The following is a 26855-nucleotide window of genomic DNA, read 5'->3' on the forward strand; positions in this document are numbered from 1 at the left end:
CACCTCACGCGGCGAGATCGTTGCTGCGCGCGCTGTCCTCGGCCCGCGGCCCGGGGACAGCAGGGGCGGCACCGGCTGCGGCGGCCTGCGCGGAGGCCGCCGCAGCCGCCACCGACTCCTTGGACCGTACGAGCCAACCGGCCTTCTCCGAACGGGAGATCGCCGTCACGAGAGGCGTCAGCAGCATCATCGCGAGCGGCGCCAGCAGCAGCGCCACCGCCGTCCCGAGGGCGAATCCGCCGATCACGTCGGTCGGGTAGTGGACGCCCATGTAGACCCGGCAGAAGCCTTCGGCCACGGCGAAGCCGATCGCGGCCAGCCCGAACTTCCGGTTGGCGACAAAGACCCCGACCCCGATGGCCATGGCCATCGTCGCGTGGTCGCTGACGAACGAGTAGTCCGTCTTGCCGGCCACCAGGACCTCAAGGCCCTTGTGGTCCAGGAAGGGTCTGGGCCGCTCCACGAACCCGCGGATCGGGATGTTGATCAGCAGCGCGAGACCGGCCGCCAGCGGCGCCCAGACGAGCCCGGCCACGGACACGACCGCGTCCTCGCGCCTGCGCACGCTCCACCACGCCCAGAGGGCCACGACGACGAGCCCGAGCATGATCCCGTACTCACCGACGAACTCCATGACCCGGTCGAGCCAGCCCGGTGCGTCCGTGGCGAGCCCGTTGATGTCGTAGAGCAGACTGACATCGGGGTTCGCCCTGTCCAGTGCGAGTCCAGCCATCTGCCGCGGCCCCTTGCCTTGTTACCTGCTCCGCGACACACGGGGTGCGTGCCGCTCCTGCGAACCCCCGTTGGTCCGTCACAACCGATGCCGTGGTCAGCGTGTCGGAACAGCGCACGGCCCGAAGACTTCACGACGGCTGTCCCACTCCAAGGAAACGCGCCACTGCCTCCGGCCGTTCCACTCTCCACGGAAAGATCACCATCACGTTATCGAAGAGAGACACATAGCCGCAGCTCAGGGCCTGCTCTTAACGGAGAGTTCCAGCCACGTTACGCCTGATTTCACGCTCCACCCGGCTCGCCCGCCCGCCGCTTCGGCAGTGCTTTCGCGCCATCCTCGGTGACCCGCGTGGCGCCGAAGTAGTCCGGGGTGTCGATCTTGTCGAAGCGGATCACCGCGCCGGTGTACGGCGCGTTGATCATGTACCCACCGCCGACGTACAGCCCGACGTGCCGGATCGTGCGCGAGTTGGTGAGGTCGTCCGAGAAGAAGACGAGGTCCCCGGGCAGCAGCTCCTCGCGCGAGGGATGCGGCCCGGCGTTGTACTGGTCGTTGGCGACGCGCGGCAGCTCGATCTCCACGGTCCGGTACGCCGCTTGGGTCAGCCCGGAGCAGTCGAAGCGACCGCCCTGATCAGGGGTTCCGTTTCCGCCCCACAGGTACTTCGTGCCGAGCTTCTTCTGCGCGAAGTAGATGGCCCCGGCGGCCTGCCGCGACGGCTGCACCCGGCCGACGGGCTTGGCGAAGCTCTGCTCCAGAGTCGTGATGATCTTCACGTAGTTCTGGGTCTCACGGTACGGCGGAACGCCTCCGTACTTGATGACGGCGTACGACCCGGCGTTGTACGCGGCGAGCATGTTCTTGGTCTGATCGCCGGGCACCTTCTTGACGTATCCAGCCAATTCACAGTCGTACGTCGCCGCGGACGGGATCGCGTCGGCGGGGTCCCAGATGTCCCGGTCGCCGTCCTTGTCCCCGTCGACGCCGTGGGCCGCCCACGTACCGGGGATGAACTGCGCGATGCCACGCGCGTCGGCCGGGCTCTTCGCCGTCGGGTCCCAACCACTCTCCTGGTACAGCTGCGCGGCGAGCAGCGCCGGGTTGATCGCGGGGCACAGATTGCCCCACTTCTGCACGATCGGCTGATAGAGCGCGGGCACGGCGCCCTTGGCCAGCCCGACGGCCCTGCCGCCGCCCGCACCACTGGCCAGCCCCGCGGCCGCGGAGAAGGTCCCGACGACGAGCAGCGCGACGAAGCTCAGGCAGAGCCCGATCCCTATACCGGAGGCCAACCAGACTTTGCGCACCCCTCAACCCTCCCCCATCGAAGCCGGGTTCACTGCTGTTTTGACCCGCGCGCCCGCTGTCTCTTCCATCAGTTCGGACCACTCCGCGCGGAACCCGGAGCAAGCGAATGCCGGCGCAGCCGCGCACCACGGCCCGCGAAAGACCCAAGCCACCCCTGCCGCCGCCGATCGACCCGCCTCAGTGGTCAACGTCCTTGCCGATGTACATCTCGGCGAACGCCGACGCCGCGGCCGGTGACCCGAGGAGGCGCCGCAACCGCGCACCGGCGGTGCCCGCCCGGAACGGATCGCCCGACGACGCGCCGTGCAGCAACTCCGACAGCCACTGCGAGAACTCCTCGTACTGCCACACCCGCCGCAGGCACGCCTCCGAGTACCCGCTCAGGCCGTCGCCGTCGCCCTTGCCGCAGTAGGCGACCAGCGCGTCGCCGAGCAACAGGGCGTCGTGCAGCGCGAGGTTCATGCCCTTGGCCGCGATCGGGGCCGCGAGGTGGGCGGCGTCACCGGCCAAGTACAGGCGCCCGTAGGCCATCGGCGCCACCACGTGGTTGTGCATGTCCAGCACGCGCTTCTCGATCAGCCGGCCCTCGGCGAGCGGCTGCCCGCCGTCGACCCTCAGGCGTGCGCGGAGCTCGGACCAGACCCGGTCGTGCGGCCAGTTGTCCGGGGAGTCGCCGGGCGGGCACTCCAGGTAGTAGCGGGTGACCTGAGGCGTGCGCGCCATGTGGGCGGCGAAGCCACGCGGGTGGATGCCGAAGACGACGCAGTCGGAGGACGGCGGCGCCTCGGCGAGGAGCGCGAGCCAGCCGATGCCGAAGTCGTGCCGGGCGACGGTGGTGCGCTCGGGCGGCAAGCACGCGCGCGTGACGCCACGCGCACCGTCGCAGCCCGCGATCACCTCGCATTCGATACGTCGACGCTCCCGCGTCGCCGGGTCCGTGTAGGAGACGGCGGGGTGCTCGGTGTCCACATGGTGCAGCCGCACGTCGCGTACGCCGAAGCGGATGTCCCCGGCCGCCTCGTCGGCGTACTTGGCCACCAGGTCCGTCACCAACAGCGGCTGCGGGTAGACGAAGTGGCGTCGGCCGGACAGTTCGGCGTACGGGAATCTGTGACGCTCGCCCTCGAAGCGGAACTCGCACTCGGTGTGGGTCGGCGCGTTCGCCAGCAGCCGGTCCGCGAGCCCACGTGCGGCCAGGGCGCGTACCGCCCACTCCTCGATGAAGCCGGCGCGGGGCCGCTGTTCGATGAACTCCCGGCTCTGCGCCTCCAGGACGACACAGTCGACGGAGGCGGCGCGCAGGATGTTGGCGACGGTGAGCCCTGCGGGACCTGCGCCGATGACGACCACGCGGGTGCGGGGTAACGGCGCGGCGGAGGAAGGGGAGGCGGCGGGGGCGGGCATTCGAACAGTATGTCGGTGGCCCGGCAGGGCCGGTCAACCCGCCCGAGCGCGCCGAGGACCAGCAGGACGGGCGGGACGCGGACACTGCGCCGCGTGCCGTTCGGGCGGCCCGGAACGCGTCGGGCGCACCGGCCCCCGCGCAGGACCAGCCCGAGCCGCGCGGCCGTGGAAACCCCGCGGCTCAGCCGACGAGCGTCGTCTTCGGGCGTACGACGCAGAATTCGTTGCCCTCCGGATCTCCCAACACTCAGAACTAGAGGTTCTGGAGTGTCGGCATGGTGGCATCGCCCCTGGTCAAGCCTGGTAGCGGGAATGTCTCGGCCCCTAAAGGGGGGATGAAGCAACCTCCGCTCCCCACAAAGAATATGGAACCAAGGCACGACCCCCGGAGCTCTCTCGCGGGCACGGTCTCCGAAACGCGGACCCTCCGGGGTGTGCGGTGCGTACGCCTCTCCGTGCTCACCGACGAGACCACCAGCCCCGAGCGGCAGCGCGAGGCCGACGACGCGATAGCCGCAGAACTCAACATCGACTTTGGGTCCGGTGACGCGCTCCGCGAGGCCGTAGACCTGGACGTGAGCGCGTCCAAGGTTGCCCCGTTCGACCGTCCGGCGCTCGGCTCGTGGCTTGCCCGCCCGGACGAGTACGACGCGCTTGTCTGGTGGCGCTTTGACCGTGCTATCCGGTCCATGAGCGACATGCACGACCTTGCGAAGTGGGCGAAGCAGCACCGAAAGATGTTGGTCTTTGCCGAGGGCATCGGCGGGGGCAAGTTGGTCTTTGACTTCCGCAACCCCATGGACCCTGTCTCTGAACTGATGATGACCTTTTTTGCCTTTGCGGCACAGGTCGAATCGCAGAGCATCAGTGACCGCGTTACCGGCGCTATGGCTGCCATCCGAAAGATGGTGCTTCGGTGGCGTGGTGGTGGTCGCCCGCCGTACGGCTACATGCCCGCCCCCATGCCCAAGGAACACGGCGGTATCGGCTGGACGCTCGTCCCCGACCCGGACGCAGTGAAGGTCATTGAACGAATCGCCCGAGAGCTGTTGGAGGGGGCGACCGTATCGGCGGTGGCTGCCGGTCTCAACGTGGACGGTAAGGCGAGTCCGCGTGATCACTGGGCCGTGAAGATGGAGCGCGACAAGGGCGGGAAGACCGGCGGGGCCAAGGGGTCGCACGTTGTGCGTGACGTGTTTAAGTGGACCCCCGCCGTTATCTCTCGGATGCTCCGCAACCCGACGTTGCTCGGCTGGAAGATGCACAAGGGCAAGCCCGTGCGCGATGCCGAGGGCGACCCGATCATGAGCACGGAAACGCCGATCATGACGCGTACCGAGTTCGACCGCATCGGCGCGTTGCTCGACTCCCGCAGCATCGAGAACGGGGAGCGCAAGGACACGGACGCGCTGCTGTTGCGCGTGATCCACTGCGACTCGTGCGGGGGCCGTATGTACATGTCCAAGCCCACGAAGAACGGCGCGAGCGTGAACCCGTTCTACAAGTGCAACAGCCACGCGCGGGGCGACCTGTGCGCGCTGCCCGCGAACATCCGGGCATCGTGGGTGGATGAGTACGTTGAAGCCGAGTTCCTGCGGGTGGTCGGTCCGGTCCAGACGACACACGTAGTCGAGATTCCCGGGTACGACCCCGAACCCGAACTACTCGCCACGATCGCGGAGTTCGCGGAGCACCAGGAGCAAGAGGGACGCCAGAAGTCCAAGCACGCTGCGGCCGAGTGGCAGAAGCGTGCGGACGCGCTCGACAACCGCATAGCCACGCTGGAGGCAGCCGAAAAGGTCGAGCCGCAGCGCATCGTCACGAATACGGGACGGACGTTCGCGGACGAGTGGGCGGAGAAGGACACGGCGGGACGGCGCGCGATGCTGAACGAAGCAGGTATTCGGCTCGACGTGCGGCGCGGTGTCCGTGGCGGTTGGCGCAAGCTCGACGTACGGCGCGTGGACTTCACCATGTCCGGTGAGCTGGACCCCGCAGCGGAAGCACTCGCGGGAGAGGTCACCGAGCTTGCGTCCGAAGTGCGCGGAGACTCCCCGACCCCGGGCGCGAGCGTGCGTCTGGTCGAGCCCGCCACCGGGGCCGAGCCCGCTCGCGAACTGGTGGCCGCATAGCCCCAGAACGCCTCCTACGCCCCTCCAGAGCCCCGGACGGTCCTCGGGTCTGCCGGGGCTCTGACGTGCCCGCCAACGGGCGCACGTGGTTTCTCTTGCTGGCTCGCCTTTGGCGGGGCCGCTGGACAGCGAGAGGCGAAAAGGTGTTGAGGGTGTCGAACTTCGACAGTTTTTGGGATAGCCAAGAAAAACCTAGAGAGAAGAGAGAAGCGGGGTCATCTCGTCATCGCAACACCCCTCCGCCGCTAGCCACTGCTGTTTGTGCTGTTTCAACGATTCGAAGGCATTGAAATGTTGCGTGCATCACACTTGGTGTCCGATTCGCCCGCCTTGAATAAATTTGCGGGAACTCCTCGGTCCCTACTACCGGGGAACCAGGAAGCGGCCCATGTTCGCGGACCGCCGACACGGGGGGCGGTCTCCGCTCCCCCAACCCCTGAGAGTGCCTGTACGGCGCTCTCCCTGCCTCAGTGAGGAACGATGGACACCACACGACACATAGAGGTCTGCGCGCTGCTGCGACGCGCTGAAAGCGCCGCACGGGACGCACTGAACGGCGACCAGGCCGCCGCGCGCACAACTCTTGCTCTCGTGGCCGACGCACGGCAGCGCGCCGAGGACACGGGTTCCGGCTGCGCGCACCCGAACTGCTCGAACAAACTGCACTACGTCGGGCGGGGGCGTCGCCCGCTCTACTGCTCGGCGGATTGCCGCACGGACGTGTACCAGGCCACGCAGATGGCTGCGCGGGCGCTAATCGGCGCGCCGGAAAGAGTTCCAGCGTAATTCAGAGTTCCAACCACGAACCCCTGCCGTTCCATACGCAGGGGCTTTTTCATGCCCGAACATACAGTAAGGAAGCAACCATGAGTGAATTTCTCGGACAGGTCGAATTCCTGGACGGAAAGCGGGATAAGAGCAAGATTCGCACCGATGCATTCAAGCGCGATGAGCGCATGGAAGCGCTCGCCGAACTGCGCGACTCTAACCCCGAGGTATTCGAGACGATGGGAACTTCCGTACGGATGAGCCTTGGCTACTACGAGAACGACAAGAAGATTGCAACCGAGCACGGCCGCGACGTGACGAAGGGGAACAACTGATTATGACGACCGACATTCAGAAGGCAGCCGAGCGAGTCGCGAAGCTGCGGGCACAGGCAGAGAAGGCTTCCGCCCCACTTGCGGACGCTGAAGCACAGTTGCGGGCAGCGCAGGAAGCGGAATCGGCACGGCGTGCGGAACGCGCCGCAGAGTACAACCGTGAGGTTGTTGAGACGTGGCGCGAGCGCGCCGACGATGCAACCAACTCCGGTGACACCGCGCGGGAAACCTTCCTCGCTGCCCTTTCCGCAGAGCCCTGGTTCGCGGCATACGTCGAATACCGGGCAGCCCGCCACAAGCGCGGGCACGTACTGACTGAGGCGCAGCGTGCGCAGACAGCATTGGGTGAGGTGCAGACCGTTCCCGAACAGCGCTGGTATGACGCGATGTTGCTGGAAGACATGGTGTCGCACGCAGACCGAAAGGCTGCCGAACTCGGTGCCGAGTTCGACCAGGAACTGACAGACAAGCGCGACACCTACATTTCGGGAACGAACTGACCATGGCGACTGACGCACTCGACCCCGGACCGAATGGGGATTACCCGTACTTTCCGCGCGATGCCGAGGGCCGCCCCAATGGTCCTGAGTTAGCTGCCCGGGGTGCGATGATCTTGGGGTGGAGCGGATTGAGGGTGTGGCCGCGGGGCGGCTGACGGATGACGTGTCGATCGGGTTGCTGGCGGCGGTGTTCCCGGAGGAGGCCGTGCGGGCGGCGATCGATGAGGCGGGGGCGCGTGAGGAGCGAACGCGGTCGTTGCCGGCGAAGTTGATGATGTATTTGTCGCTGGCGTTGTGGTTGGAGCCGGGCAAGGGGTACGTGCGCACCCTGCGGGGCCTGCTGGAGGGGCTGCGGTGGTCGCGGGGCGGCTGGGGCGAATACCGGGTGCCCAGTGACGGGGCGATCTCGCTGGCCCGTTACCGGTTGGGTGAGGCGCCGTTGCGGAACCTGTTCGACGAGGTCGCAGCCCCGGTGGCCGATGAGCGCACCCCGGAGGCGTTCTGGCGGGGGCTGCGGTTGATGGCGGTGGACGGCACGGTCTTCGATGTGCCCTCGGGGAAGCGGAACGAGGCGGCGTTCGCGGTTCCGGCCGGTGGAAGCCGGCCGCAGGTCCGCCTGGTGGCGCTGGCCGAGTGCGGCACGCTGGCCCTGACCGGGGCGGCCTTCGACTCCATCGCGGTCGGTGAACGCACCCTGTTCACCCGCCTGTTGGACCGGTTGGCGCCCGGCATGCTGCTGCTGGCCGACCGCGGCTTCCCCTCGTTCGGCCTGTACCGGGCTGCCGCCGCGACGGGCGCACAACTGCTGTGGCGCGTCTCGGCTTCCTTCACCCTGCCCGTCAAGAAACGGCTGGCCGACGGCACGTACCTGTCCGAACTGCGCGGCGAGCGGAAGTCGCAGCGGGTCACGGTACGAGTCATCGAGTACTCCGTCGCCGACGACGGCGGAATCAGCGAGGTCTTCTGCCTCATCACCACCCTGCTGGACCCTGAGCACGCGCCCGCTTTGGAGCTGGCCCGCAACTACGCCGAACGCTGGTCGGTGGAAGTGCTCTTCAAACTGCTCAAGGTCGACCTGCGGCAAAGTGGCGGCATCCTGCGCTCGGGCAAACCCGAGGGAGTACGACAAGAACTGTGGGCGCTACTCTGCGTCTACCAGGCCCTGCGCACCCTGATCGCCAGGGCCGCCGTGATCGCGGGCATCGACCCCGCCCGCATCAGCTTTCCGCCCGTCCTGGACGCCGTCAAAAGCTCCCTCAGGACGGCTTTTTCCCCCTGACCAGCTCGCGAAGGCCCTGCACTTCCTCATAGCCGACCTCCCCGGCATGCACATCCGAGACCGCCCCACCCGCACCACGCCCCGCACCACGAAACGCCCCCATCTCAGCTACCAAACCCGCAGCTCAACCGACCCCGGAACCCGCCGCGTCACCCGCACCATCGTGCTCCACACACTGACACCCGACCCGATCTAACTCATGGCCATTGAGGGCCGCCCCGTGTGGTCCGATTCGCCGAGCGGAAACCCCGAAGGCGGGACCGCCATGCCACGCGGGATTCAGTACATGCGCGACCCGGGCGACCCTCGCCGGCTCACGTTCCTGGATATCACACCCCGCCTTCAGGACGGGTCCGTAATCGACCCCCCGGTTATCCCGCCGGATACCCCCCATGCCGCGTAAGCCCCGCACCCCCTGCCCGATACCCGGGTGTCCCGAGCTGACGGCAGGGGGCCGCTGCAAGGCACACCAGCGGCAGGCGAATAAGGACCGTGCCTCACGCGGTGGCGCTGTATACACCACGCAGTGGCAGCGCATCCGCAAGGCTTACCTGTACGCGAACCCATGGTGCGTACTGTGTGGCCAGTCCGCGAATGTGGCGGACCATTTCCCTTTAAGTCGGCGTGAGTTGATCGCGCGAGGCGAGAAGAATCCGGATGCTGCGAAGCACCTTCGGCCTTTGTGTTCGGCTTGCCATAACCGCGAGACAGCACGCAATCAGCCGGGCGGATTCGCTGCCGAAGCACGTTCACGGCGTGAGGCGTCCGAGCGTCCGCCGTTCTGAGCCAGGGGGGTACTCCCGATCCCTCACGTTCCAGAGCGGCAGGGAGGCAAAAGACTCGCGTGGCTCATTAGGCCGTTTCGGTGGGCGTGAGAATGCGTATTACTGCCTTGCCCCGAGCCCGACGCTGACGTTTGGGACTGACCCGAAGTGATAGAGAGCCCCCGTGCTCGTCACCCACACCAGGGCGACGCGTGCGGGGGCTTTTCCTATTCCGGCTCAAACAGTTACCGACACAGGGGCAACAAGACGTGCACGCTCATAGAGGGACCGTGCGTCTTGATTGTTCAGATATGGGCGAATCCGAGCCTGCATTGCGGAAATGCTCTGATCGCATTGCCCCGATTGTACGTGCGGATAGATTTCCACGACTTTGCTCCATGTGGCGCACGCACTTTCAAGGTGACCGATCTCAAGTTGACGTTCAGCAAGCATTGAGAGATAGCGAATTCGGTTCCTTTTGAAGGAGCCGTGTCGCAGCTTATCGGACTCCTCAAGTTCTTTGACTGATCCGCGAACGTCTCCCAGTTCGTAGCGAACCTGACCTGCATGATAAGTAAGCGATGAGGGATTGTATGAACCAAAAGTCGATGACTGAGACTCGGCTTTCTCCATCGCTACCTCTGCCTCACGAAGGTACATGAGCGCTTTCGTTCGCTCGCCAAGTTGCGCAGCTGCGTGCGCTTGCTGACCGGCCAAGAATGCCCGCATGCGGGGCCCTGCCTGCGGAGAGGCGGAGGCAGCGGCGTCCGCAAGACGCATGGCTGCCTTTCCGTGCCGTAGGTCAACGGCTTGGACGCTCATGCCCCGCAACGTCGTGCAGTAGGTGAGGTGATCTTCCGAGGACCCTGCCAGTTCCAGCGCTTTCAAGTAGTACTGCTGCGCCAGGCCATGAATTCCCTCATCAACCGCCATATATCCGGTGAGGTAACACAGATCGGAAGCAGCCGACATCATGGCCTTGCGTGCATCGTCTTTAGCGTCAGCTCGAAGGTACGGGGCCACCGTATTCACGAGGAATGCGGCTGCCATCGGCCGAGCGTGCCTCCCCCCGAATTGGTCATCCAAGTCAGATACGCGCTCTGTCATGGAGATGACCATATTCACTTCGGCCATTCCTATCCGCTGGACCTTTCCAGCCTGAACCGCTTCCATGCGGCCCACTACATCCGGCCATCCGGGAACGGTCAGCGCGACAGAGAACAGCCCTGCACTCAGAACGCTTCGGCGTGATGGGTCCATGTCTTGCCTCCCGAGGTCGATCAGCCCTTCCACGGTAGTCGGGTGGCTGTTCGACGTTTTCGGGGGCGCGGGGAATCCCACTTCGGCGTGAGTGATGGGGCGGAGCAGTCTCCGGGCTAGCGCTTCCAGAATCAGCGGCCGGACAGACTCCTTCGGCAGGTGTCCGCTCAACCACTGGTGAACTGAGGGCTGTTGGTACTTCAGCGGGGTTCCGCGTTCGGTTCCGATGCGGTTGACCTCTTGGGCGAACTGCCGCAGGGTCCACCCGCTCTCGCGGTACAGCCGCTCAAGTCCGGTGTTCGGCTGTCGTGTCGTCACTGGCCCCAACTCCCGTGCTCTCACCGCTTAACGCTCTTAACTCCTGCCCTCTTCCCAACGGTACCGCTGTGTGTGGTCAGACGGTTGCCTAGTGCGAGCAAGCACCACCGCAAGGGATGACACCGCGAGGAGGGCCCGAACATGGAGACGCACGCACGAACGGCAACGGGGAACCCCGAGCGGTCCGCCACGGGGATACCGGTTCGGGCCTACTGGTGCGAAGTGCTCGCGGAAGGCGAGGTGTACGGGACGCGCGAAACGGTCGCGTACGTGCTCGGCACCTTCCGAACGATCTCGCCGAAATTCGCGCTGCGGTGGTTACAGGGCGAGGCCGAGCGCATCGCGGACCGGCTCGACCCCGACCCCGGGCGCTCCGCGTGGGTCATGCCGTGGATGCGGGTGGACACCGTGCCCGTGCCCGACTGCCCCACGGAACTGCGCTTCTGGGCCGAGGACCCCGAGGAGCACCAGGCCGCGCGGGACCAGCTCAAGGACGGCGCACCCCTGTCTGTGGTCATTCCTGACAGGGGGTGCCGCTTCACCTTGACCGTGTGGCCCGTGGCTGTGCCCCCGCCTGAGTCCAGCCCGACACTGCCCGCCGATGACGGACAGTCCACAAACCCCCGCCCTGGTCACACGAGCCACAGGAAGGCCCGTCGCACGTCGGGTTGGCTCATTCCCTTTCTGTGATCAGGGCGGGCCGCTCGACACCGAGTCCAACCGCGCACCATGACCGAAGGAGAACAGTCGTGAACACCCTTCCCCATGCCGAGCGCACCGCAGAGCGCGCACGCGAAATCCTGACGGCCGTTGCGGCCGATCCGGAGTTCGCCGCGTTCAGGGCCGCGAGCCTGCGCTATGACGAAGACTGGACGTGCTTTTCCGGCGGTCCGGTCATCAGTGAGTACGACCAGGCCGACGACGCGGCCCCGCTGTTCACCGAGGGTCTGCGGGCGCTCTGCCTCAAGGCCGCAGTGTTCGAGGCGACCGGCGACGAGCGCGCGGCGGAAATCCCCGTCGCCGTGCCCGTGGACGAGATGACACACGCGATGATCGCTCAGCCGCAGATCCTCGCCCGGATCACGGCCAGGGTCGGCGCGCAGATCATCCACCAGACCGACCAGGAACACACCGACTGGACGCGGGACGACTACACCCACCAGGCGTACCGCGCCGCGTGGGGCGAGCCGCCCGCCCGGTACTGGATCACGCACGCCGAGGTTGCTCGCCGGCTCGGCATCCTGCGGGCGAAGTACGAGGCGGCGGGCTTCCGCCGGATGGGCCTCGCGCACAGCATCACGTTCGAGCCCGTCCCCGCGTAGCGGCTAGCTGAGTGCCTGCCGCATGACCGCGAGCGGGTCCAACTCCGGGAAGTGCTGCCGGATCTGCTGCTGTGCCTGAGAGATCAGGTCGTCCAGCAGGACCGGGGCCGCGCCGTACAGCACGTCATGCAAGTACGGCACCACCGCGGAAGGGTCGGGCGGTAGTTGCAGCTCGACAGTCAGCGGGGCGTTCTCGCTCTTGTAGCGCCTCGCGGGCAGCCCGACCTTTTCGGGGTGGACACAGACCGGTGTCCCGTCGCTCAAGTACCGGTGCCCGTCAGCCTTGTTGAACGGGCATTCCGCAGTCGGGCGCTCGAACACGTCGAACTCTCCAACAGCGTGGACGCGGGACGGACAGATGCCGCACGCGCGGTGGTGTACGTCGCCGTTCACGAAAGGCTCGGGCATGACCGGAGCCTAGCCCTCACCAGCCCCACAGACGCCCGTTCCGACCGCACCGCCCCCTCACGGGGGACGAGCGGCGCAAGCGGGTTGCAAGACCCGTTGCGGGGCCGCTGGGCGTGTTCAGCAACGGATGAGGGACCAACCCACGGTGCGCACTGTGCAAGGTTCCGCCGCCCCGCTCGTGTACTGCCCTGGTGGCACATGGGCGGGGCGTCCCTTTCCGCCCTCACGCAGAGAGTTCAGCCGTGCCCGCTCTCGTTCCCTACGTCGCCGCCTACAGCAACGAGCTTGGCCCCCGTGAGTCCGACATGTGCTTGGAGGTACCGCGCAACGGCGTTCCCCACATCGCGTATACACACCCTCGCCCGGACGACCGGGACGCGCACGGCAATCTGTGGGCCCGCATGACCCGTCCGCCCGAGAGCGAGCGCGGGCGCGTCATGTGGGCTTCCATGGACCCGCTGCGACAGCGCGAGTGCATGGAAGGGCTGCTGTGCCAGGTATGCGCGAAACCGGCCGAGACCGACACGGGCGCGCTGTTCGTGGAGTGGGAGCGGCCGGGGGAGGAACCGACACCGCTCAACCGGATCACGACCGACGCGCCCCCTGTATGCCTGACGTGCCTCCCGTTGGCGTTCCTGGCGTGCCCGTTCCTACGGGACGACAGAACCGCTGTGGTGCTGCTCGCCCGTAAGTCGGTGCTGAGTGGAGTATCCGGAACTCTCTACCGCGTCGCCGATGATCTGCGGACCTGGATTCCGTCCGACAGCGACGCGTATTCCAGCTTCACCAAGCCACGCTGCCCCGGGATGCTCGCGCAACGGCTGTATCGCAAGCTCCGGGGCGTGACCGTAGTGGACCCCGCAGACCTTCCCCCCGACCTGGTGCAAGCGTCATGAGAGACAGCGAGCCCCCGGAAGGGCCCTACGCGTCGCCCTGGCGCTCGTCCTCGGTGGCACGCTCGGCGACGAACGACCCCCGCCCCCATTCGGTCCGGATGACTCCGCGTTCCCGGAGAATCCTCACGGCTCGGCGGGCAGTCTCCCGAGCTACCTTGTGCCGCTCGCACAGATCAGCTTCGGAAGGGATGCGGTCGCCCGGCCCGAGCCTGCCCGCCTTGATATCTGCCGTGAGCGCGTCCAGCACCCGCATATACGGAGCGTGCGGCGCGTACGGGTCGGGCGAGTGCTCAGGCATGGGGAGAGCGTAGACAACGGGCCAAAGATAGGCGAGTTAGACAGGTAGACGAGTTAGACGAGTTGGCTTAGCGTGATTCTCCGCATACGAAAGCGCCCCGGAAGACCGCTGGTATCGGTCCGCCGGGGCTCCGCCGAAACAGCTTTAGGGAGCTGAAACGACATGCGCGATTCTATCGCCCATGCACTGCTTTGGGTGCTGCGGATACTGCTGCCCGCCCGTGGACGACACGCGGCAGTCCCCGCCCCTGCCCCCGCACCCCTGCCCCTCGTGATCTGCGCCCCCACGACCCCGATTCCCGCGCACGTCCTCGCTCGCTCCATTCCGTCCCCATGGCACCACCGCATAGGGCCGTGGCTACTGGTGCGGGAAGCGGAGCGGACGCTAGAGCTGCACGTGATCCGGGAACGTCGGCGCGCTGCTGTACTTGCTACGGAAGGCGTGGACTACCCATACACATACGAGGGTGCCCCGTTCCCCCGGTCCGCGTTCGCTGCTGCGGGGGTGTCCGCATGACCGCCGAAGAACTGTTCCCGGTCGTCCTCGCGGGATTCGTCGCGCTCTGTGTCGAGTGCAAGACCATCACGCGCGCACCGATCCCGGTCCGATGGATACAGAGCACCAGCGGCCCCGGAACCACCCTGTACGCCTGCCCGACGCACGCCGTGACGCTCGGCGCGGGACCGACCCCCGAGGACGAGCTACCCGCCCGGTAGGCAAGCGCACAGACAGCAAAACGCCCCGTTCGGCCAAGTGCCGTGCGGGGCTCTGTCGTTGGCGCTGACGTGCGCGTATCCTCAGAACTGGTAGTCAGGAGTGTTGGGGTCCGCCAGCACCGTCCACGACTCCTCGCCGGTCTGCCCGACGTCCACTCGCCGCGCACCGAGCGTGAGGAGGCGGTCGATCTCGGCGTCACGGTCCTCGGCGGTGGTGGTCAGGTCGAGGTGGAGGCGGTTCTTGACGGCCTTGGGGTCCGTCACCGGCATGAAGCACATCCCGACGGGCGCGGACTCGTCCGGCCCGATGACGACCTCGCGCTCGCGCTCGGAGAGCACGCGCCAGCGGAGCGCCTCCGCCCAGAACCGGGCGAGCCGTGGCAGGTCGTGGGTGTCGACGACAATGTGGTGCAGGGCCAAGGGCATGCGGGCCAGTATGGGTGAGGGCGAGGCGGCCGGGGAATGGGCTCGACGCGCTGCGGGCCGCCGCACCTGGACGCCGTCCCCGTCCCCACGGGCCCGCCTCCCGTCCCGTACCGCCACCCGATACCTCGATCCGTAACGGAACCACTCACCGCGCGCATACCGCACCATCAGTAATTTACGGGCAGCCACCGACAAAACGGCGACTGAGAGGACGTTCGCTCCCGTTCTGTAGCAAAAAATCCGATATGCGCACCGCCTGGACTATCCCTATTGCGCAAGTTAGACCAACTATGGGCTGGTGGTGGCGACCTGTTCACCGGTCAGTATGCCCAGCTATGGCTGGGAAGCTCTCGTCCCGTTCGAAGATGCGCCGATTCGTCCGATACAGTCGCTCGGCGACAGGTCAGCAGCCCCATATTTCACCCGCGCAGACCACGGAAAATCGTAAAAATACGGCCGAAATTGGACGGAACAAATCGGGAGCGAACGTCCTCTGAGACACCGTCAGGGTGCGTGTCCTGTCAGGGCGATAGCGGCCGGGACTCGGTCCGCACCCTCCCCCAGCGGCCCCCCGAAAGGACCCTGGAAGGCCGCCGCGGCGAACCCGCACCGACTGTCCGGCCAAAGGTGCATAACGCCAATCATTGCCCGGAGTCACCCCTCGTGATACACAGAGTGACCATACGGGTTTCCGCCCACAACCGGTCGCCACCGCAGGTCAGCGCGGTAGGACCGGCAATACGTGCGGAGGTCGGGTAAAGAGGGCCGCCAAGTCGACATACCAGCCCGGTTTCATCAGCGAAGATAGACCTCGACCCGTGCCGTGCGGCAGGGGCAGCGAACTACCCGACAGGGGCGGTGACTTACATGAACCTGGCAGCCGAAAAGGGCGACATCACCACCATCATTGGCGGAATCGCCCCCAACTGGGGTCCGTTCGGGACCCTGGGGAACGAAGCCCGCATCATGATCGAGGTCGTGATGGCCATCGCCATCCTGCTGTGCCTCGGCATCGCGATCTGGGGTGCGGCAAAGCAGCGGATCGGCGCGACGGCGCTGAGGGACACGTTCAGCGCGGAGCAGGGCAAGGGCCTGATCGTCGCCGGGCTCACCGGCGTCTTCATCATCGGCTCACTCGGCACGCTCTTCACCATCGTGTACGGGATGGCTGTTTAGCCCACCTTCAGTCATTTCCGGGCCCGCCCGGCCGCCATCCCGCTCTCTACCCCACCTACCCGTCGTGCCCACCGGCTGAGGTTGCGTCTCCCTGATGTCGAGTCACCACACCGCGCCCGCGCGGGAACCAGCACGGCTACCGTCGTACTACGCGGATATGCAATCGGTTGAGGGGGCGTACGCGGCATGAGTCTCGGTGACGAGCACGGCTACGGCGGCGACACGGGTCGTTCGGACCGTGTCGGCGGCTCCGGCCAGACCCGCACACGCCTCCCCGAGGGCGGTGGCAGCGACGTGTACGGAGGCGCGCGACGGCCCGTACGGACCTCACGGTCCCTGATCACGGTGATGGGCGTGGTGGTCCTGCTCATCGCGGCCATCGCGTTCGCCAACCGCGGCGGCGGCGAAGGCAGCCCCGACCCGAAAGCCAAGCAGGGCAGCGGCGCGGAGCCGACGGCGGCGACGGGCATCCGGCCCGTGGAGGGCAAGAACGGCGCGATCGCGGCCGGATTCTCGCAGAGCGAGCAGGGGGCGCAGTCGGCTGCAACGAACTACCTGGTGGCACTCGGCTCTGACGGTATGTACAGCAAGGAACGACGTCACGAGATCGTGAACACCGTCTACGCCCCCCCAGTGGCCGCCACGCAGCAAACCGATCTCGACAAGGCCTACTCCGGTGAGAAGTTCCTCGCCAGCATCGGGCTCAATCCAGATGGCACCGCGCCCAACGGTCTGACATTCATCTCGCGTTTCAGCCCGGTGGGCGCGAAGACGGAAAAATTCGGCGCCGAAACCGCAAGCGTCTCCGTCTGGTACTCGGCACTTTTCGGGTTGGCTGGCGAAAGTTCCAAGAATCCCGTGGCCGAGAGCTGGTACACGAACACCTTCGAGCTGAAGTGGGTCAACGGGGACTGGAAGGTCATCGACTTCACTCAGAAGGAGGGGCCCGCACCGGTGGGACGTGACCAGACTGCCTCCTCCGCCGAGGACATGGCTGACGCCGTCGAGCAGTTCGGAGGGTTCACCTATGCCCGGTAAGCGTGCTCACCGTGTCTGCTCATTCACGGCAGGCGTCACCGCTGTACAGACCACGGTCGTACTGATGGCCGGCAGTGCATTCGCAGCGCCCACCCCGCCCCCCAATCCCGACAAGAGCAACGACGCCTGTGATCTCATCCGGGGCCCCGCAAAGGACTACTGCGAAGGCGGCGACGGCGGCGGCGCCGCCCGTAACGCCCCCACCGACCCCGCCGACTCCCTGGACCCCCTCTCCTCCCTCGCCAGCGGCTGCGCCGACGCCGCCGCGTGGATCGTCGGGAAGCTGTCCGAAGCCGTGAAGTCGACCGCCAATGTCGACTTCACGAACCCCAAATTCCTCCAGCAGTACGCCGTCGTATTCGCCGCGTCCACGGTCCTCACGATCGTCCTGTGGCTGCTGGCCGTCGCCAAGCGCGCCATCCGGGGCGTGCCGCTCGCCACGGCCATGTCCGAAGCCATCGGGTTCCTGTGGCTCACCGTGCTGGCGTCCGCGTTCACGCCGCTGATCCTCTACACCGTCGTATCGGCCACCGACGGCATCACCGAGGTCATCGCGGCCGGCACCGGCGGCCAGACCGATGTGTTCTTCGGGTCGTTCGCCGAGGCGCTCAAGAAGGGCGAGGACATCGGGGGCGGGCCGATCATGCTGATCGTCATCTCCCTCGTCACCGTGCTCGCCGCCGGTGTGCTGTGGCTGGAGCTGGTCATCAGGGCCGCCCTGCTGTACGTCGGCGCGCTGCTCGGCACCGTCGTGTACGCCGGGCTGGTCGACAAGAACATGTGGGGGCACGTGCGCCGCTGGGCAGGCATCATGATCGCGGTGATCATGATCAAGCCCGTCATCGTGGTCGTGCTCGGCCTGGCCGGCGCCCTGTCCGCGGACGAGGGGCCGAACGCGTTCTCCGCGGTCGTCTCCGGCCTCGCCATCATCCTGCTCGCGATCTTCGCCTCCGCCATGATCTACCGCTTCGTCCCCGGCTTCGGCGACGAGATCGCGTCCGCCCGCACCACCCGCAACAAGGCGACCGACGGCTCCCAGGCCGCCGCCGTCATGAGCTCCCCCGCCGCCCTCGTCTCGCAGGGCATCAAGACCCACAGCAGCCGCGGCGGCGGAGGCGGGCAGAGCAGCTCGCCACCCCGCCAGTCCAACCCCGCCAGCGGCGGCGTCGCGGCCCACAGCTCCCGGCCTTCGGGCGGCGGCGGAAGCAGCGGCGGAAGCTCCGGAGGAGGTGGCGGAGCCGTTCCCTCCGCCGCGCCCTCGGCCCGTAGCACCAGCACCCACAGCCACCGCGCCCCCGGCGGCAACAAGGGTTCCGGCACCAACAGCAGTGGAGGTGGAGGGCGTTGACGACCCAGTCCCAGCCGATCGCGCCCCGCCGCACGTATCTGATCGGCCGCGCCCGGCCGAACGCGATCGTCGGCAAGAACCGCGAGACCGGCGAGATCGCACTGATCATCGTCGGTGCGTTCCTCGGAATGATGAGCGGCCTGCTCGTCCCCGTCCTCTCCCTGCGGATCGTCCTGCTGATGGGCTGCCCGCTCATCGCACTGATGGCGGTGTACGTCCCCTACAAGCACCGCACGTTCTATAAGTGGTTCGAGATCAACCGCAGTTATAAGCGCACCCTGCGCAGCAACACGGCGTACCGCTCCACCGCAATGGAGGCGGGCGTGACCGGCGACGGCCGCGAGGTCGAGATCGGCCCGCCGCCCGGCATCGGGCGGATCAACTGGCTCGCGGCGCCCTTCGGCCCGGACGAGATCGCCGTCCTGCTGCACGCCGACCGGCGCACGGTCACCGCCGCCATCGAGATCGAGGGTCCGGGCGTCGGCCTGCGCGACAGCGAGGACCAGGAGGCACTGGTCGACCGGTTCGGCACGCTGCTCAAGCATGTCGCCAACGGTGACGGCTATGTGACGCGCCTTCAGATGCTCGCGCGCACGCTCCCCGCCGACCCGGACGCGCACGCCAAGGACGTGTCCCAGCGCGGCGACACCAAGGCACCCGGATGGCTCCAGGAGTCGTACGAGCAGCTCCAGTCGATGGTGTCGACCTCCAGCGAGCAGCACCGCGCGTACCTCGTCGCCTGCATGCACTACTCCCGCGAGCTGGCCGCCGAGGCGCAGACCATGGCCCGCGCCGCCCGCCCGCACGGCGGGCGCAAGCTCGACCGGGACGCCGGTCTGGCCGTCGTCATGGCCCGCGAGCTCACCGACATCTGCGCGCGCCTCGCGGAGGCCGACATCCGGGTGCGCCAGCCGCTGGGACAGGGGCGCCTGGCGTCCCTCGTGCACTCGATGTACGACCCGGACCACCCGATGGACCACATTCAGGCGATGACGAAGCGCAATGCCTGGCCGGCCGAGCTGGATGCGATGGAAGCCACGTACCTGCAGGCCAAGACGCGTGAGTCCTCGACGCGTGCGCCCTGGTGCCACGCCACCGCCTGGGTGAAGGAATGGCCCATGACGCCCGTCGGCGTCAACTTCCTGGCCCCGCTGCTCGTCCACACCCCCGATGTGATCCGCACGGTCGCGGTCACCATGGATCTCGAACCCACCGAGGTCGCCATCGAGCGGATGCTGACGGAGAAGACCAACGACGACGCGGACGCGAGCCGCGCCATGAAGATGAACAGGACCGTCGACCCGCGCGACATCGCGGCACACGGCCGGATGGACCAGCGGGGTGAAGATCTCGCCAGCGGTGCTGCGGGGGTGAACCTCGTCGGGTACATCACTGTGTCGTCACGTTCGCCCGAGGCGCTGGCCCGCGACAAGCGGACCATCAGAGCCTCGGCCGGCAAGTCGTATCTGAAGCTGGAGTGGTGCGACCGCGAGCATCACCGCGCCTTCGTCAACACGTTGCCGTTCGCCACAGGTATCCGCCGCTAGCCGAGAGGGCAACCCCGCATGCGAGATCCCCTGGCCGCCGCCACGGATGCCTTCACCAGCTTCCTGTTCGGGAAGGTCGAGACGACCAGACTCCCCGTCCGTACGTCGACGGGGCAGGCCCAGGCCGTCTATCTGCCGACCGCGGCTCCCGGCCTCGGCGACTCGGGCGTGATCATCGGCCGTGAGGTGTACAGCGGCAAGGGGTATATTTACGACCCCTTCCAGCTGTACGGACAGCAGCTCCCCGCGCCGCACTGGCTGGTGCTCGGCGAGTCCGGCAACGGCAAGTCGGCGCTGGAAAAGACTTACGTACTACGCCAGTTGCGCTTCCGGGACCGCCAGGTGGTGGTCCTCGACGCGCAGGGCGAGGACGGCGTCGGCGAGTGGAACCTCATCGCCCAGGAGCTGGGCATAACCCCCATCCGGCTCGACCCGATGGCCGCGCTCGACGGCGGGATCAAGCTCAACCCGCTGGATCCGGCGATCACCACGACGGGCCAGCTGGCCCTGCTCCGTACGATCATCGAGGTCGCGATGGGGCACGGGCTCGACGAGCGGTCCGGCTTCGCGCTCAAGGTCGCGCACGCGTATGTGCACGAGACGGTCGTCGAGCGCCAGCCCGTCCTCACCGACATCGTCGAGCAACTGCGCCACCCGAAACCGGAGTCGGCGCTCGCGATGAATGTCGACCTGGACGACGTACGGGCCTGGGGCCTGGACGTGGCCCTGGTCATCGACCGGCTCGTCGACGGTGACCTGCGGGGCATGTTCGACGGGCCGACGACCGTCGGCATCGACCTCGACGCGCCGCTGATCGTCTTCGACCTGTCGCACATCGACCGGAACTCCATCGCGATGCCGATCCTGATGGCGATCGTGGGCGTCTGGCTGGAACACACCTGGATCAGGCCCGACCGCAAGAAGCGCATCTTCCTGGTGGAAGAGGCGTGGCACATCATCAACTCGCCTTTCGTGGCGCAGCTGTTCCAGCGGCTGCTCAAGTTCGGGCGTCGGCTCGGTCTGTCGTTCGTGGCGGTGGTCCACCACCTGTCCGACGTGGTGGACGGAGCCGCGGCCCGGGAGGCCGCGGCGATCCTGAAGATGGCATCGACGCGGACGATCTACGCCCAGAAGGCGGACGAGGCGAGAGCGACGGGCCTGGTCCTCGGGCTGCCCCGCTGGGCGGTCGAGATCATCCCGACGCTGACGCCGGGCATCGCGGTGTGGGACGTCAACGGCAATGTCCAGGTCGTCAAGCACCTCATCACCGAGGCCGAACGGCCGCTGGTCTTCACCGACCGCGCGATGACGGAGTCGTCGGCGCAGATGATGTCCGACGACATGCACGCGGCCGAGCTGGAGGCGGAGGAGAGGGCCACGTTCATAGAGCAGCAGATGAACGAGTCCTCCGAATCGACGGTCGCCTGAAATGGCGCACGGGGGAGGCCCGGGGACGGGCCACGGGCAGGGCGGCGGCCCGACGGAACGCGGCATCCCGGACGGGCTGCTGGTCGGCCTGCTGGCCTTCCTGTTCGGCCTGACGATCCTGGCGTGGCTGGCGACGGGCCTGTCGGGCCTGTTCGCCCACGGCGCGTGGCCGGAGGGCGTCACCTTCACGCGTACGCCGCTCGCCCTGCGCCACCTCCTCGGCGGCCCCCAGGACCTCCCGGCGGCCTGGCCGGACACCCCGGCGGACCAACTCTCGGGATACGGCCTGTTCTGGGGCCTGTTGATCGGCGAGCTCATGGTCCTGGTCGTCCTGACCATCTTCGCCCTGGGCACGCTGGCGCGGTGGAGGGCGGTACGGGGAGCTGGCGGCCGGGGAAGGACGGGTCCCGGTGCGCGTGGCGCCGAGGCTGCCGGTGCGGGACGCGGTGGCGGTGAGCGTCGTGATGGCGGTACGGGTGCCGGGGTCGGTCACGAATACGGCGGTGCGCACGGCACGGACGCGGACGGCGGGGCCGGCCGCGCCTACGGCTACCCGGCCGGTGGCCTGCCCCCGGCGGGACCGGGCCCCGGGCCGGGTCCGATCGCGGGCGCCGGTGGGCCACCTGCCCAGAACGCGTACTTCCCGGCGGGCGGCGCAGTCCCTGGAGGCGCGGCCCCGAGCGCCGGAGCAGGATGGGGACCGGTCGCCCCCCAAGGGGCCGGCCCGGGACCGCACTTCGCCCACACGGCGGACGCGGGGCTCCCCGGCGGGGACGCGGCAAACCCCGCTGCGAGCGCGAGCCACCCGGGGCCGGGAGCACCGGCGACCGGTACGCACGCAGCAGCGGCCGACGCCTTCGCCGGAGCCGCGCCAGGCACCGGCGGCCCCCAAGGGCCGGACGCAGTACTGCACTTGCCGGGAGCCACCTCCGGCGCCCCGCCCGTCGCGACGCCGCCCGGCACCACCCCGCCCCCGTACGCGTCCCCCTCTCCGGGTGCGACCGACGCGTGGGGCACCCCCGCCGTGCCCGCGCCCCGCGCCCCCCGCGTCCTTTACGGCAGCCCCGAGACCCGGCGGCCCACCACCGTCCAGGCCGTCCTGGACGCCGAAGGGCCCGTCCTCGTCGTCACGTCCGACCCCAGCGTGTGGGCCGAGACGAAGGACGCCCGCGCCAAGCTGGGGCCCGTCCTCGTGTACGACCCCGGGCATCTCTGCGACACCCCGGCCCGCCTCCACTGGTCGCCCACCGCCGGCTGCGAGAAGGCCGACGTGGCCGCCGCCCGCGCCGTCGCACTGCTCGCACCCGTACGGCCACAGGCACGCCTCGACACCGCGATGGCCGACACCGCCGAGACGCTCCTGAGCAGTTGGCTGCACGCCGCCGCCGTCGACGGGCGCCCGTTCCGGCAGGTGCACCGCTGGGCACAGGGCCACAGCGCGCACGAGGCGGTACGTATCCTCCGCACCCACCCGAAAGCGTCCAGCGGCGCTGCGGGCCTCCTCGAATCCGCTCTCACCGCGCATCCCGAACGCCGCGAGATCGCCCAGGAGTTGACGGCCCGAGCCCTGGCCGCGCTCTCCTCGATCCACATCCGCGAGGCCTGCACCCAGAATCGAACCGATTCGCTCACGCTGGAATCATTCGCCGATGAAGGGGGCACCCTTTATGTGGTGGGTGAAGCAATCGAGGACCCCCGGTCGCGACCCGGGGCCATGCCTCTGCTCACCGCACTCGCAGCAGACGTGGTCGAGCACGGCCGCCGCATGGCCGCACGGTCATCCGACGGTCGGCTCGACCCACCAATGACGCTCGTCCTCGACGATGTCGCGGCGGTGGCTCCCCTTCCCCGGCTCCCTGAGCTGCTGTCGAACGGCCGGGACCAGGGACTGCCGATCCTCGTCCTGCTCCGCTCGCCGGAGCAGGGGCGGGCCCGATGGCCGGACCACACCCTCACCGACTGACCCGCGCGTCGGCCCGGAAGAGCAGCGGACCCACCCCCAATTGGCCGGTAGCGCCCACTGCTTGATGCTCTGCGCAGGACCACTGTCGTACGTGTGTGCTGTCCGCACCCTCGACCCGGGAGCCATCATGCCCACTCGACGCGAAGCGTTCGCCACGGCAACGGCACGAACCGACAGCGCCCCCTTCCCGCACGACGAAACGGGCCCGCACCCGTCCCCCGTCCTGGCCCTGACCCACGCCACCCTCATCGACCCGTACACCGACGGCGCCGCCTCCCGCGCCGCCGCCGAGGACCGCACGCTGCTGATCAGCGACGGCCGCATCACCTGTACGGGCCCCAGCGCCCAACTGCCCGTGCCGCGCGGGGCCCGGACCATCGATCTGACCGGCAAGTACGTCATCCCGGGCCTCGTCGAGTCGCATGTCCATTCCACCGGCTCCGCGACTGTGGAGTCGCCGCTCTTCCCGCTCAACGGCGTCACCGCGACCCGCCAGATGTGGGGCCTGCCCCTGCATCACCGCTGGCGCGAAGAGATCAGCGCCGGGAGGCTGCTGGGCCCCCGCATGGTCATCGCCGGGGTGATGCTCGACGGCGCGCCCTCACTGTGGACCGACGACACCGGCCAGGAGTTGATCGAGGTGGCGGACGCGATGGCGGCGCGCCGGGCCGTCCGCAGGGTGAAGCGGGAGGGCGCGGACTTCGTCAAGGTCTATTCCCGGCTGACTTTCGCGGCGTACTCCGCCGTCGCCGACGAGGCACGCCTCCAGAACATCCCGTACGCGGGCCACTGTCCCGACCAGGTGACGGTCGCGCAGGCGAGCGCCGCGGGCCAGCAGACCATCGAGCATCTGCACGCGCTCGTCCTCGCCACCGCGTCACCGCGTCACCGCGTCACCGCGTCACCGCGTCACGCGAGAAGGAGAGAGAGCTCAGGCAGGCCCTGCTCCGCATCCAGGTGGACCCGAAGGAGCCGTCGAGCCTTGCCCGGTACGCGAGTTGGTTCCGCCGGATCCAAGCACTGGAGTGGGAAGCGGTACGCGCGTACGACGCCGGGCGGGCCCACGCCCTGTTCGACCTGCTCGCCGCGAAAGGCACGCGTGTCGTCCCGACGCTCAGCGTGCACCACGCCCTGGAGCGTACGGACCAACTGCCCGCCACCGCCGAGGAGTGGAAGTACCTCCCGGCCTGGCAGGTCCGGAGCTGGCCGCTGATCTGGCAGGCACTGACGGGCTCCCGTACGACGCGGGACACCGAGCGCATCCACGAGATCTACCGGCACCGTCTGCACCTGGTGACCGAACTGCACCGCGCGGGAGTGCGGTTGATGGCCGGCACCGACACCGGCACGGGCTATCTGGTCCCAGGGTTCTCGCTCCACGGAGAGCTGGAACTGCTCGCCGAGGCAGGCCTCTCCCCGTACGACGTCCTGCGCACGGCCACAGCGAACCCCACCCGGCTACTGGGCCTGCCCCGGGACGCGGCGGACCTGGTGATCCTGGACCCGAACCCGCTGCGGGACATCCGGCATACGCGGCGGATCGACGCGGTGGTCTCGGCCGGCAGGTTCATCGGGGGCCAGGAGCGGGCCCGACTGCTGGCAGCGGTCGCGAATGCAGCGTCCAGGAGCGAGCCCCCGCAGGGCCCGACGGTGGTGAGGACGGCAAGGTGCTGCTGAACGCAGCGGCGCCTTGCCGTCCTCACCCCGCCCTCACCGGCCCGCGGCCGCCGCCGCCTGACTCGTCCGGCCGTCGAGCGACGACACCGCCACGGGACTCACGGGGGTGGCCGGGGCCGACGCCGGAGGCATCGGCGCCTTGCCGGGACCAGAGTCCCCCAGCGGTTCGTTGAGCTTCTCGATGGCGTGCCTGGCCTGCTCCGACGGTGACCGACCGGAGATCGCGGACACCGATGAGCCCGCCCCCGCCGTCACCGACGGCCCGCCGACGGCCGAGGACTGCTCCGACGCCGATCGCGCGGGGACCGAGGCGCGGGTACGCAGCCGCCGGCCGGCCGCCTCGTCGAGAGTGACGGGCCGTTGATCCTGCGCGGCCAACCGGGCCGCCTCCTGCCCCAGGGCCGCGACGTCCTGCCAGTCCAGCCGAACCACCAGCCGCAGCTCCGCGGTGCCGTCCGGGAGTGCCCGCACGGGAAGCCTGCTGTCGTCATCCATGAGCCGATCCTCACTGCGCCACCAGATCAAGGGGGCCCCGCCGGACTGCGGCGACCCCGACCCCTGCACGAGGGTCCGTACATCCGTACGGAGAATCGTCCTCCAGCGTTCAATCCGGCTCAGAACGCAGAAAAGCCCCGCACCATAAGGTGCGGGGCTTTCCCACAATAATTGTTCGGCGGCGTCCTACTCTCCCACAGGGTCCCCCCTGCAGTACCATCGGCGCTGAAAGGCTTAGCTTCCGGGTTCGAAATGTAACCGGGCGTTTCCCTAACGCTATGACCACCGAAACTCTATGAAGTTAACCAAACCGGTGTATGCACAGTTCGTTACTTCAGAACTAACACAGTGGACGCGAGCAACTGAGGACAAGCCCTCGGCCTATTAGTACCAGTCAGCTCCACCCGTTACCGGGCTTCCACATCTGGCCTATCAACCCAGTCGTCTACTGGGAGCCTTAACCACTCAAGGTGGTGGGAATACTCATCTCGAAGCAGGCTTCCCGCTTAGATGCTTTCAGCGGTTATCCTTTCCGAACGTAGCCAACCAGCCGTGCCCTTGGCAGGACAACTGGCACACCAGAGGTTCGTCCGTCCCGGTCCTCTCGTACTAGGGACAGCCCTTCTCAATATTCCTACGCGCGCAGAGGATAGGGACCGAACTGTCTCACGACGTTCTAAACCCAGCTCGCGTACCGCTTTAATGGGCGAACAGCCCAACCCTTGGGACCGACTCCAGCCCCAGGATGCGACGAGCCGACATCGAGGTGCCAAACCATCCCGTCGATATGGACTCTTGGGGAAGATCAGCCTGTTATCCCCGGGGTACCTTTTATCCGTTGAGCGACAGCGCTTCCACAAGCCACTGCCGGATCACTAGTCCCGACTTTCGTCCCTGCTCGACCCGTCGGTCTCACAGTCAAGCTCCCTTGTGCACTTACACTCAACACCTGATTGCCAACCAGGCTGAGGGAACCTTTGGGCGCCTCCGTTACTCTTTAGGAGGCAACCGCCCCAGTTAAACTACCCATCAGACACTGTCCCTGATCCGGATCACGGACCGAGGTTAGACATCCAGCACGACCAGAGTGGTATTTCAAGATTGACTCCACACACACTGGCGTGCATGCTTCAACGTCTCCCACCTATCCTACACAAGCCGAACCGAACACCAATATCAAACTATAGTAAAGGTCCCGGGGTCTTTCCGTCCTTCTGCGCGAAACGAGCATCTTTACTCGTAGTGCAATTTCACCGGGCCTATGGTTGAGACAGTCGAGAAGTCGTTACGCCATTCGTGCAGGTCGGAACTTA

24 protein-coding genes and 2 rRNA genes (1 of these 26 cut by a window edge) are annotated in these 26855 nt (G+C 67.6%); 16 read left to right on the forward strand and 10 right to left on the reverse strand.

What is annotated here, in order from left to right; translation table 11 throughout:
- Window positions 1-4: 4 nt before the first annotated feature.
- The 3 genes from ACLLJJ_RS16235 to ACLLJJ_RS16245 all read right to left on the reverse strand — a co-directional run bounded on the left by ACLLJJ_RS16235 (window position 5) and on the right by ACLLJJ_RS16245 (window position 3448).
- On the reverse strand, window positions 5-733 hold the full coding sequence (locus ACLLJJ_RS16235; protein WP_434591635.1) for a phosphatase PAP2 family protein: 729 nt from the start codon (window positions 731-733) through the stop codon (window positions 5-7).
- A 284-nt stretch (window positions 734-1017) separates the two neighbouring features.
- Entirely contained in the window at window positions 1018-2043 is a 1026-nt protein-coding gene (locus ACLLJJ_RS16240) for an NlpC/P60 family protein (RefSeq protein WP_434591637.1), read from the reverse strand.
- Between the two features lie 178 nt (window positions 2044-2221).
- Window positions 2222-3448, reverse strand: coding sequence for a 4-hydroxybenzoate 3-monooxygenase (locus tag ACLLJJ_RS16245; protein ID WP_434591640.1), 1227 nt, complete (start codon window positions 3446-3448; stop codon window positions 2222-2224).
- A gap of 365 nt (window positions 3449-3813) precedes the next feature.
- Here ACLLJJ_RS16245 and ACLLJJ_RS16250 point away from each other — a divergent pair, with 365 nt between their 5' ends.
- The 4 genes from ACLLJJ_RS16250 to ACLLJJ_RS16265 all read left to right on the forward strand — a co-directional run bounded on the left by ACLLJJ_RS16250 (window position 3814) and on the right by ACLLJJ_RS16265 (window position 8462).
- On the forward strand, window positions 3814-5580 hold the full coding sequence (locus tag ACLLJJ_RS16250) for a recombinase family protein (protein WP_258050262.1): 1767 nt from the start codon (window positions 3814-3816) through the stop codon (window positions 5578-5580).
- 866 nt (window positions 5581-6446) lie between these two features.
- Window positions 6447-6683 (forward strand): hypothetical protein, encoded by a 237-nt coding sequence (locus ACLLJJ_RS16255; RefSeq protein ID WP_185299142.1) that lies wholly within the window; start codon window positions 6447-6449, stop codon window positions 6681-6683.
- Window positions 6684-6685: 2 nt separating this feature from the next.
- A complete protein-coding gene (locus ACLLJJ_RS16260) occupies window positions 6686-7183 on the forward strand; it encodes a hypothetical protein (protein ID WP_185299141.1) in 498 nt (165 codons plus the stop codon).
- A 118-nt stretch (window positions 7184-7301) separates the two neighbouring features.
- Complete coding sequence (locus ACLLJJ_RS16265) at window positions 7302-8462, forward strand: IS4 family transposase (protein WP_185297178.1); 1161 nt, start codon at window positions 7302-7304, stop codon at window positions 8460-8462.
- A gap of 1001 nt (window positions 8463-9463) precedes the next feature.
- Here ACLLJJ_RS16265 and ACLLJJ_RS16270 read toward each other — a convergent pair.
- Complete coding sequence (locus tag ACLLJJ_RS16270; protein WP_185299140.1) at window positions 9464-10804, reverse strand: tetratricopeptide repeat protein; 1341 nt, start codon at window positions 10802-10804, stop codon at window positions 9464-9466.
- A 141-nt stretch (window positions 10805-10945) separates the two neighbouring features.
- Here ACLLJJ_RS16270 and ACLLJJ_RS16275 point away from each other — a divergent pair, with 141 nt between their 5' ends.
- Together ACLLJJ_RS16275 and ACLLJJ_RS16280 are read left to right on the forward strand one after the other, a co-directional pair.
- Window positions 10946-11494: a hypothetical protein gene (locus ACLLJJ_RS16275; RefSeq protein ID WP_258049942.1), complete on the forward strand. Its 549-nt coding sequence runs from the start codon at window positions 10946-10948 to the stop codon at window positions 11492-11494.
- Window positions 11495-11553: 59 nt separating this feature from the next.
- Window positions 11554-12126 carry a hypothetical protein gene (locus ACLLJJ_RS16280; RefSeq protein WP_185299139.1) on the forward strand — a complete coding sequence of 191 codons (573 nt, stop codon included), beginning with the start codon at window positions 11554-11556 and terminating at the stop codon, window positions 12124-12126.
- A 3-nt stretch (window positions 12127-12129) separates the two neighbouring features.
- Here the strand turns inward: ACLLJJ_RS16280 and ACLLJJ_RS16285 are convergent, their stop codons facing one another.
- Window positions 12130-12534 (reverse strand): hypothetical protein, encoded by a 405-nt coding sequence (locus ACLLJJ_RS16285; RefSeq protein ID WP_185299138.1) that lies wholly within the window; start codon window positions 12532-12534, stop codon window positions 12130-12132.
- A gap of 242 nt (window positions 12535-12776) precedes the next feature.
- Between ACLLJJ_RS16285 and ACLLJJ_RS16290 the strand changes: the two genes are divergently transcribed.
- Window positions 12777-13430 (forward strand): hypothetical protein, encoded by a 654-nt coding sequence (locus ACLLJJ_RS16290; RefSeq protein WP_185299137.1) that lies wholly within the window; start codon window positions 12777-12779, stop codon window positions 13428-13430.
- Between the two features lie 25 nt (window positions 13431-13455).
- On the opposite strand, the gene ACLLJJ_RS16295 is transcribed toward ACLLJJ_RS16290, so the two are convergent.
- Complete coding sequence (locus tag ACLLJJ_RS16295) at window positions 13456-13728, reverse strand: winged helix-turn-helix domain-containing protein (RefSeq protein ID WP_258049941.1); 273 nt, start codon at window positions 13726-13728, stop codon at window positions 13456-13458.
- A 512-nt stretch (window positions 13729-14240) separates the two neighbouring features.
- Here ACLLJJ_RS16295 and ACLLJJ_RS16300 point away from each other — a divergent pair.
- On the forward strand, window positions 14241-14444 hold the full coding sequence (locus tag ACLLJJ_RS16300) for a hypothetical protein (protein ID WP_185299136.1): 204 nt from the start codon (window positions 14241-14243) through the stop codon (window positions 14442-14444).
- 81 nt (window positions 14445-14525) lie between these two features.
- Here ACLLJJ_RS16300 and ACLLJJ_RS16305 read toward each other — a convergent pair whose 3' ends face one another.
- Complete coding sequence (locus ACLLJJ_RS16305) at window positions 14526-14870, reverse strand: VOC family protein (protein WP_434591647.1); 345 nt, start codon at window positions 14868-14870, stop codon at window positions 14526-14528.
- 867 nt (window positions 14871-15737) lie between these two features.
- Here ACLLJJ_RS16305 and ACLLJJ_RS16310 point away from each other — a divergent pair.
- The 8 genes from ACLLJJ_RS16310 (at window position 15738) to ACLLJJ_RS16345 (ending at window position 25047) form a co-directional block, all read left to right on the forward strand.
- The gene (locus ACLLJJ_RS16310) at window positions 15738-16046 is read left to right on the forward strand and encodes a hypothetical protein (RefSeq protein ID WP_283522860.1); all 309 of its coding nucleotides are present in this window, start codon (window positions 15738-15740) and stop codon (window positions 16044-16046) included.
- Between the two features lie 186 nt (window positions 16047-16232).
- A complete protein-coding gene (locus ACLLJJ_RS16315; protein ID WP_434591651.1) occupies window positions 16233-17084 on the forward strand; it encodes a hypothetical protein in 852 nt (283 codons plus the stop codon).
- Between the two features lie 64 nt (window positions 17085-17148).
- The gene (locus ACLLJJ_RS16320; RefSeq protein WP_434591654.1) at window positions 17149-18432 is read left to right on the forward strand and encodes a hypothetical protein; all 1284 of its coding nucleotides are present in this window, start codon (window positions 17149-17151) and stop codon (window positions 18430-18432) included.
- On the forward strand, window positions 18429-19979 hold the full coding sequence (locus ACLLJJ_RS16325; RefSeq protein ID WP_434591655.1) for an SCO6880 family protein: 1551 nt from the start codon (window positions 18429-18431) through the stop codon (window positions 19977-19979). The genes ACLLJJ_RS16320 and ACLLJJ_RS16325 overlap by 4 nt, the downstream gene beginning before the upstream one ends.
- Window positions 19980-19997: 18 nt before the next feature.
- Window positions 19998-21407 carry an ATP-binding protein gene (locus tag ACLLJJ_RS16330; RefSeq protein ID WP_434591658.1) on the forward strand — a complete coding sequence of 470 codons (1410 nt, stop codon included), beginning with the start codon at window positions 19998-20000 and terminating at the stop codon, window positions 21405-21407.
- A 1-nt stretch (window position 21408) separates the two neighbouring features.
- A complete protein-coding gene (locus tag ACLLJJ_RS16335; RefSeq protein WP_434591661.1) occupies window positions 21409-23370 on the forward strand; it encodes a type VI secretion protein in 1962 nt (653 codons plus the stop codon).
- Window positions 23371-23497: 127 nt separating this feature from the next.
- Window positions 23498-24583 (forward strand): amidohydrolase family protein, encoded by a 1086-nt coding sequence (locus tag ACLLJJ_RS16340; RefSeq protein ID WP_434591665.1) that lies wholly within the window; start codon window positions 23498-23500, stop codon window positions 24581-24583.
- Window positions 24490-25047: an amidohydrolase family protein gene (locus ACLLJJ_RS16345; protein WP_434591668.1), complete on the forward strand. Its 558-nt coding sequence runs from the start codon at window positions 24490-24492 to the stop codon at window positions 25045-25047. The genes ACLLJJ_RS16340 and ACLLJJ_RS16345 overlap by 94 nt, the downstream gene beginning before the upstream one ends.
- Before the next feature lie 33 nt (window positions 25048-25080).
- Here ACLLJJ_RS16345 and ACLLJJ_RS16350 read toward each other — a convergent pair whose 3' ends face one another.
- From ACLLJJ_RS16350 to ACLLJJ_RS16360, 3 genes are all read right to left on the reverse strand, one after another.
- Window positions 25081-25542 carry a hypothetical protein gene (locus ACLLJJ_RS16350; RefSeq protein ID WP_434591670.1) on the reverse strand — a complete coding sequence of 154 codons (462 nt, stop codon included), beginning with the start codon at window positions 25540-25542 and terminating at the stop codon, window positions 25081-25083.
- A gap of 173 nt (window positions 25543-25715) precedes the next feature.
- Window positions 25716-25832: ribosomal RNA gene (gene rrf, locus ACLLJJ_RS16355) — 5S ribosomal RNA — on the reverse strand.
- 74 nt (window positions 25833-25906) lie between these two features.
- Window positions 25907-26855, reverse strand: a 23S ribosomal RNA gene (locus tag ACLLJJ_RS16360); it runs 2174 nt beyond the window's last position.

This window comes from Streptomyces sp. A5-4 (assembly GCF_051131715.1).
GTDB lineage: Bacteria > Actinomycetota > Actinomycetes > Streptomycetales > Streptomycetaceae > Streptomyces.